The sequence below is a fragment of the Saccharopolyspora sp. NPDC045941 genome, from assembly GCF_056431445.1.
On sequence record NZ_JBWKKU010000013.1, the window covers coordinates 86,660 to 92,659 of the forward strand.

A 6,000-nucleotide genomic window follows, 5' to 3' on the forward strand; every position below is an offset into this window, starting at 1 on the left:
CGACGAAGATCACGATCCGGCCAAGCAGCCGGAGAATTCGGACATCATGGGTCGAAACGCGTTGTCCCCGAACGACTCCCGTGGGGCCCGCTGTGCACGGGCCCCACGAGCGGCGTTACGGGGCGACCGCGATGCGATCCGCCGGCGGCGGCGCCAGCCCGGCGTGCGCGCCCAGGTAGCCGACGAGCGCGTCGAGGTCCACCGGCCCACCTGCGATTTCCGTTCCCCCGGCGAACTCGGTGAACCCGTCCCCGCCGGAGGCGAGGAAGTTGTTCACCGACACCCGGTAGGGCGCGTTGGGGTCGACCGGCTTGCCCGCGATAGTGATGCCGGAGACCTTCGAACCGACGGGCGCGGACGCGGAGTAGGTGTAGTGCAGCGTCGAGGAGACCTGCAGGATCCGCGTCGCGTTCGGCTGCCACTGCTGTTCCAGGACGTTCTTCAGCTGCGCCCCGGTCAGCGTCATCGTCTGCATGACGTTGCCGAAGGGCTGCACCGCGTAGGCCTCGCCGTAGGTGACCACCCCGTCGCCCTCGCCCTCCGGCGAGGAGGCGTGCACCAGGTCCGTCCTGATCCCGCCCGGATTGGTGATCGCCACCTGCGCGCCGTTGCCGGCGGTGGCCTCCAGCTGCGCGTCGGCGAGCACGTCGCCGAGCGCGGACTCGCCGGAGGGCACGGGCTCCCGCAGCAGATCCGCGGTGATCGTGCCGACCTGGCGGTTCGCGATGGGCCTGGCCTTCCCGGCGGCCTCGTCGATCAGCTTCTGCGCGGCGGGGTCCGGCGCCACGTCGCGGGTGACGATCTCGTTGTGCGCCTTCGTCGCCGGTCGCACGACGTCCTTGGTGAGCCGGTCGATGGTCAGGTCCGCCACCGACAGCAGCCGGCCGTAGGAGCCACCCTGCAGCACGGTGCGCGGGTTGCCCGCCGGGTCGTCGATCACGCAGTTGTACTGCTGGTGGCTGTGCCCGGTGAAGATCAGGTCGACCTTCGGCGAGGCGTTGGTGGCGATCTCCGTCGCCGGACCTGGCGTCACCCGGCAGTCGTCCGGGCCGCCGCCCTCGGTGTTGTCGCCCTGGTGCAGCAGTACCACCTGGGCCTTCACCCCGGCGCTGTCCAGCAGGTCCGCCGTGCGGTCGATGGCCTCGACCTCGTCGCCGAACTTCAGGCCCTTGATCGCCTCGGGCGTGACCATCGCCGGCAGGTCCTCCAGCGTCACGCCGATGATCCCGATCCGCTCCCCGCCGACGCGTTCGACGCTGAACGGCGCCAGGGCGGGCCGGCCGTCGTCGAAGGCGACGTTCGCGCCGAGGTACGGGAAGTCCGCGCCGCCGAAGGAATCGCGGAACTGGCACCCGTCGGCCGGGTGGCAGCCGCCGGACTGGACGCGCTGGAGCTCGGCGTAGCCCTCGTCGAACTCGTGGTTGCCGACGACCGCCGCGGCGACCCCGATCTCGTTGAGGAACTCGACGGTCGGCTCGTCGTGGAACAGCGCCGAGTTCACCGGCGACGCGCCGACGTTGTCGCCGGCCGAAAGCACCAGCGAGTTGCTCTTCTCGGCGCGCAGCCGGGCGACGTGGGTGGCCAGGAAAGCGGCGCCACCAGCATCGACCGTGCCGCCGTCGGGCAACGTCACCTTCCCGGACGAACCGGCCGGCGGCTCCAGGTTGCCGTGCAGGTCGTTGAACGCGATCAGCCGGACCTCCGCCGTGGGCTCCGGCTGGGCGTTCGCCGCCACCGGCAACGCCGCGGCGACCAGCGCCGCCGTCCCGATCGCCGCGATGCGGCGGCCAACCCGATATCGTTTCACTGGCTTCCCTCCGGTTTCCTGCTCCTCCGGCGGCCGTCGTCCGGTCCGCCGGTCAGCGTTCCCGGTGCAGGCCCCTGCTGATGCCCGCCGCGACGGTCGTCGCCAGCGTCCAGCCGACGGCCACGAGGACGACGGTCACCCACTGCGAAGCGCCGCGGGCCTGCCACATGTCGTCCTGGCCGAGGGTCACCACCGGCAGCATTTGGTCCAATGTGTACAGCAGCGGGTTCCACACCGGGTGGTCCTGCTCGTTGACCGGGATCAGCGGGTGGACGGCGAACCAGGCCGTGCCGGCGGTCGCGAACAGCAGCATCCAGGCCAGCGCCCGCAGCGGGCGGTAGCCGTAGCCGACGGTGATCCGCTGCAGCAGGCTCCACAACCGCACCGTCCACCCCAGCCCGGGCCGGGTGGTGGCGCTGGTCGCCGCGTAGCGGTGGCGCTGCTTCTCGATGAGCGCCGTGACTGCGTGCTCTTCCAGGCCGTTGGCCCGGAACACCTTCGCGAGCTGGTCGTACGGGCCCGGTTGGTAGGCGCCACCGGAGGTGGCCCGCAGCCAGCCCAGCCGCTCCTGCACCCGGTCCTGGTCGGTGAGCTCGAAGGACTCGGAGAAGTTCTCGTAGCCGAAGTCCTCGAAGTCGAGCCCTCCCCTGGCCGACCAGAGCACGGCGTTGTCGGCGAGCAGCTCGCACTGCGCCTGCCGCAACGTGATCCGCCCCTGCGGCGCGCTGTGCGGGAGCAGCGTCAGCTCCTGCGTCACCACGCCGAAGGCGTTGAGCGCCGCCGGGGAGAAGCCGTCGCCGAGCTCGCAGCCCCAGAAGTTGAGGTGCCGGCCGATCGTGGCCCAGCGCAGCTCCACCGCGCCCTCCGCGCGGAACGTCCGCGAGCCCTCGGCGCACACCAGGTCGCGTTCGATCCGGGCCGCGCGAAGGTCCAGCGACGCCTTGTAGCCCTTGCGGTGCTGGTGCCAGGCGGGCTTGGTCAGCCGCACCGACCGCAGGTCGACGTTCGCGCCGACCCGCACGCCCTGCAGCTGCAGCGACCCGATGATCTCGGCCTCGCGGCATTCCAGGTTGCTGCCCACCACCGCCCGGCTGGCCCGCAGGACGTCGGTGCGCGGCCCCACCAGCTTCGCGTTGTTGAACTGGATGCTGCCGTGGACCGTGACGTCGGTCATCCGGAACTGGCCTCGCACGACGACGTTGCGGGCGTCGAGGTTGCCGAAGATCTGCATGCCGTCGAGGTGCGCCGCGCGCAGCGGCTGCTCCACCGACGCGGCGGGCGGGCGCAGCCACCGCAGATCGATCTGCGCGCCCGCCATCCGCAGGTTGCCGCCGACGGTGGCGCTGACCAGCCGGAGGGTTCCGCCGCTGCGGAAGTTCTGGTCGAACTGGATGTCACCGCGGATGTCGGCGCGGTCCGCGACCAGGGTGGCGGCCGGGTCGTCGTGCTGGGAGTCGCCGTGGCGCGGCGGCTGAACGCCCGGTTCGAGCTGCGCGTTCGGGAGCCGCAGGTCACCGGCGATGCGCGCGCTCGGCAGCATGAGCCGGCCGGCCGCGGTGAACGCCCGGTCGGTGTTCCGGTCGACGTCGAACCGCAGCGAGCCGCCGATCTGGATGCCGGTGGCGTTGAGCGCGTTCCGGCCGCGGTTGCGCAGGGTTCCGCCGGAGAGCGTCAGGTTCCCGCCCACCTGCGCGCCGGGGATGCGGATCTCGCCCGCGACCTGCAGGCGGATGCCCAGCAGCGCGCCGGACACCTTGAGCCGGTCGCCGTAGATCGCGCGCCGCCCGGGATTGCGCAGCTCGCTGTCGTTGAGCAGCAGCGAGCCGCCGAGATCGGCGTCGGCCAGGTCGACGACGCCGATGCTCCGGCACCGGCGGAGCACGGTGTCGTTGCTGACCGAGAGGTTGCGCGCGTTGATCCCGGGGAACCGGCAGTTCCACATCATCAGCCCGCCCAGCCGTGCCTGCCGCAGGTCCGGGGCCGTCTCGAACCGGCAGCCGACGAACTCCAGCAGGTAGGGCAGGTCGGCGTTGCGCAGATCGACCAGGCCGGTGAGCAGCGCGTTCTCGACCGCGATCACCAGCGGCTGGGCGCCGCGCCGGTTGAACAGCCGCCAGCCGCCCTCCTCCAGGGAGTCGATCAGCCGCCGGGTGAAGTACTCGCCGCGGATCACCCGCTCCGCGGGCGCGACCTGGCCGTTGCCCTCGCCCGGGGCGGGCTCGTCGGCGGGCTGCGCCGGCGCCCTGCTGGGCCTGAGCAGCTCGTCGAAGCGCCGCTCGGCGGCGGTCTGCGGTCCACCGTTGTCCCACGGTCTGCCCGGCACGGCGTGCTCTCCATCGCTGTCGAACCAAGTGATCCACACGCACCGTAGCCGATCGGACACCGCGACAACGCGACTTTCGGCCGGACGCTGCATCGAGTCCACAGTGGATAGCGCGGATCACTGAGATCAACATCACGACGGGCCGATCGGGGGCGTACCCCGATCCGGCGATCTGGAATGCTGCGCCCGCCGTAGAACGAAACGTCAGGGAGGACGCCGATGGGCATCATCAGCTGGATCGTGCTGGGACTGATCGCGGGCGGTATCGCCAAGGCACTCATGCCGGGCCGGGACCCGGGCGGCTGCATCGTCACGATCCTGCTCGGCGTCGCGGGCGCCTTCGTGGGCGGCTGGGTCGGCAAGACCCTCTTCCACGTCGAGCTCGGCACGTTCTTCGACCTGCGCACCTGGGGCCTGGCGGTGCTGGGAGCACTGATCCTGCTCGTCGGCTACCGCCTGATCTTCGGCAAGCCCCGGAGCTGAGCCCCCACCCGAACCCGGCGCCCGAGTGCATCAGTCCGCAATTTCCATTGAAATCGAAGGTTCAATTTCAATGGAAATTGCGGAGCACCGAGGCCGTCGCGGGGCGGGTCTGTGGCGATCAGCCCAGGTTCACCTTCGGGTCGAAGGTGTTGCACGCGTTCGGGTTCCCCGTCCGCAGGCCGGTGGTGAACCACTTCTCGCGCTGCGCCGAACTGCCGTGGGTGAACTTGCTCTCGTCGACCCGGCCGCCGCCGAGGCGCTGCTGGATGTAGTCGTCGCCGATGCGCCCGGCGGCGTCCAGGGCGCGGCGGACGTCATCCGCGGAGATATCCTGGATCAGCGGTTTCCCGGAGCGCGTGGGCACCGTCGTGGCGTGGTTGGCCCACACCCCGGCGTAGCAGTCGGCCTGCAGTTCCAGGCGCACCGCGCCCGAGGTCGGCCCGGTCTGCCTGGAATCGACCTTCGAGTTGGTGCCGAGCAGGTTCTGCACGTGGTGGCCGTACTCGTGGGCCAGCACGTAGGCCTCCACGAAACGCCCGCCCTGGGCGCCGAACCGCGTCTGGAGCTCCTTGAAGAAGTCCAGGTCGATGTAGACGTCCGCGTCGGCCGGGCAGTAGAACGGGCCGACGTCGGAGGTCGCGCCGCCGCAGGCGGTGCTCACCGCGCCGCGGAAGAACTTCGTCGGCGCGGCCTGGTACTTCCGGCCCGAGCTCTGGAACTGCTCGCCCCAGTAGCCCTGGATGGAGTTGATCGACGCGACCAGCGCGCACTCGTCCCGCCTGTTGGCGTCCGCACCGGTCCGGCATTCCCGCGCCAGGCGCTGATCGTCCGCCTGCTGTCCGGCGGGCAGCTGGTCGAGGCTCAGCGGCAACTGCACCTGGCCACCGCCGCCGGTGAAGTTGCCGAGCAGGAAGTAGAGCACGATCCCCACGAGCGCCAGTCCCCCGCCGCCGACGGCGATGGTGCCGCCGCCGATCCCGCCGCCGGAACCACCGACGTCCTCGACCTGCGAGGCGTCCAGCTCCGCATCGTCGTTGAACCGCACTGCGCCCTCCTGGGACCTCCGCACCGACCGGCCGCGAAGCGGCCACGGACCAAGATATCCGGCCCACCCCGGCAGCCGAAAACGCGCACCACGGCGAGAAAATCGCCGAGAGAGCGGACAATCCGCACCAACCGCACATCCACACCCGCATCGCCCACCGACGACAGCGACCGGCCTTCGCGGGGTTGGCCCGCCCGTGTCGTGGGGGGGGGGGGGGGGGGGGGGGGGGGAAAAAAAAAAAAAAAAAAAACAAAAAAAAAAAAAAAAAAAAAAAAAAAAAAAAAAAAAAAAGAAACAGTGATACTGAAGAAGGCTAGTGGGGCACACCAAGACACTTGTAGG

4 protein-coding genes are annotated in these 6,000 nt (G+C 70.3%); 1 reads left to right on the forward strand and 3 read right to left on the reverse strand.

The annotated features are described in order from the left end of the window. Positions 1–115 precede the first annotated feature (115 nt). Complete coding sequence (locus AC07FN_RS12990) at positions 116–1,807, reverse strand: bifunctional metallophosphatase/5'-nucleotidase (protein WP_478395787.1); 1,692 nt, start codon at positions 1,805–1,807, stop codon at positions 116–118. A gap of 52 nt (positions 1,808–1,859) precedes the next feature. Then, positions 1,860–4,130 carry an oxidoreductase gene (locus AC07FN_RS12995; RefSeq protein ID WP_478395788.1) on the reverse strand — a complete coding sequence of 757 codons (2,271 nt, stop codon included), beginning with the start codon at positions 4,128–4,130 and terminating at the stop codon, positions 1,860–1,862. A gap of 219 nt (positions 4,131–4,349) precedes the next feature. Between AC07FN_RS12995 and AC07FN_RS13000 the strand changes: the two genes are divergently transcribed. Beyond that, positions 4,350–4,613: a GlsB/YeaQ/YmgE family stress response membrane protein gene (locus AC07FN_RS13000; protein WP_132485082.1), complete on the forward strand. Its 264-nt coding sequence runs from the start codon at positions 4,350–4,352 to the stop codon at positions 4,611–4,613. A 118-nt stretch (positions 4,614–4,731) separates the two neighbouring features. Here AC07FN_RS13000 and ypfJ read toward each other — a convergent pair whose 3' ends face one another. After that, positions 4,732–5,658 carry a KPN_02809 family neutral zinc metallopeptidase gene (ypfJ, locus tag AC07FN_RS13005; protein ID WP_478395789.1) on the reverse strand — a complete coding sequence of 309 codons (927 nt, stop codon included), beginning with the start codon at positions 5,656–5,658 and terminating at the stop codon, positions 4,732–4,734. Positions 5,659–6,000 lie beyond the last annotated feature (342 nt).

Bases quoted from the DNA above. Each gene is read 5' to 3' on its own strand.
- AC07FN_RS13000 (WP_132485082.1), top strand. From the start codon at position 4,350: ATGGGCATCATCAGCTGGATCGTGCTGGGACTGATCGCGGGCGGTATC.